A 1,504-nucleotide genomic window follows, 5' to 3' on the forward strand; every position below is an offset into this window, starting at 1 on the left:
TGGTTTCCTGGTTGCGCCGCAGAGGGCTCGGTGAACGGTTCTAGGCGATTTGGGGTGGGGCGTGCGCGGAAGTGAAGAGCCGTTCCCACTCGGTTTCCCAGGGCCAATCCAGCGGAAGCCGGAGCCTGGTTTTCCTGGCGCTGCGCGCGATGCGCGCCGGAACCTGGATGAGCTTGCGCCGGACCGTTGCGCTCCTGGCGTTGGCGAAGGTGCCGCCGGCCAGGATCCCGGCGGCGCGGGTGAGGTTGTAGGCGATGGCCGCGGCCACCAGCCATGCACTATTGGCGCCGAAGTGCCCGGAGGGCATATGGGCCAGTGCGCTGTCCTTCAAATCCGCGTTGACCTGCTCGATGACCGCGTGTTGGCGGTGGGTCTTGTCCGCAGCGACAGTGTCCAGGACGCCGGAATCCACGGTGGTGAAGAACGCGTGGAAACGGTGGGTGTCAAAGAGGGTGCCTTGCCCGGCGGCCTTCTTCGGGTTCAGTTCCGGGATCCGGCGCACGACCAGGCGCCCGGGAACCCGTTCGGCTTTCTTGCGGGAGGTGAACGCGGTGAAGCCGGTTTCGGCGACCTCGGCGCTGGAGACCAAGACCCCGGTGGATTCGTCAAGGATCGCATCGGTGTAGTGGATGGTCTCCCAGGCAGTCTCCGGGATCGTGGCGATCGCCCGCTTCACGGCCGGGTCCATGCGCACCGTCACCGAGACCTGCGCGCCCGCCTTCATGGCCGCCGATACCGGCCCGTGGCCGTAGTAGGCCGAGTCGAAACGGCACAACACCTTCGATCCGGGCTGGCAACGTGTGAGCGTGCCCAGTGCCTCGGTGACGAACTTCTTGGCTCCGCGGGCGGAGTTGGCTGCGCCCTTGCGCAGGCGTTGGGCGGCAATGAACGGCACCGCGTCCTTCGTGGATGCTGTGGCCAGCAAGGCGTTGAGCCCGCGCACCCCGGAATATCCGTAGCCCGAGCCCTGCTTCTGGTATCCGTGGACCTCGATGATGGTGTCATCGACGTCAAGGAAGATGAACTCGTTCTCCCCGGGGTTTCCCAGCAGCGGGGCCTTGCGGTTCAGGCCCACCAGGAACCTGGAGGCCACGGCATCGAGCTGGCGCACGTGCCCGAAGGTGAAGGAGCGCAGGAAGGACCCCAGGGTGGAGGGGGCGTAGCAGGCGGTGAAGACCTTTTTCATGGCCCCGTGCCGCAACAGGGCCATATCGTCAATGGAGTCGGCGCCGGCCACCATCCCGGCCACGAGAGAAGCAATCTTTAACCCGGCGTTGGCACCTTTGTCGGTGGGCACGCTGAGCCACTGGTCGGCCAGTTCATGCAGGCCCGAGTCCCGGGCCAGGACCATGGCCGGCAGCAACCCGGCGGCGGACACGAGGTTCGATTCGTCGAAGGAAACTGACACGGCGGAGGGTTTGTGGGAAACTTGCATCTACGAGATGCCCTTCATTTCAGGAATGTTGTTACTGTCGCAAGTTCAATTTTCCCTGATATGACGGGC

Annotated in this window: 1 protein-coding gene; it reads right to left on the bottom strand. The window is 65.0% G+C overall.

What is annotated here, in order from left to right:
- Positions 1 to 40 precede the first annotated feature (40 nt).
- Positions 41 to 1,435, bottom strand: coding sequence for an IS1380 family transposase (locus Q2T94_RS20470; protein WP_302265605.1), 1,395 nt, complete (start codon positions 1,433 to 1,435; stop codon positions 41 to 43).
- Positions 1,436 to 1,504 lie beyond the last annotated feature (69 nt).

The sequence above is a fragment of the Paeniglutamicibacter sulfureus genome (genome assembly GCF_030512175.1).
In the GTDB taxonomy this organism is placed as follows: domain Bacteria; phylum Actinomycetota; class Actinomycetes; order Actinomycetales; family Micrococcaceae; genus Paeniglutamicibacter; species Paeniglutamicibacter sulfureus.

Bases quoted from the DNA above. Each gene is read 5' to 3' on its own strand.
- Q2T94_RS20470 (WP_302265605.1), bottom strand. From the start codon at position 1,435: ATGCAAGTTTCCCACAAACCCTCCGCCGTGTCAGTTTCCTTCGACGAA.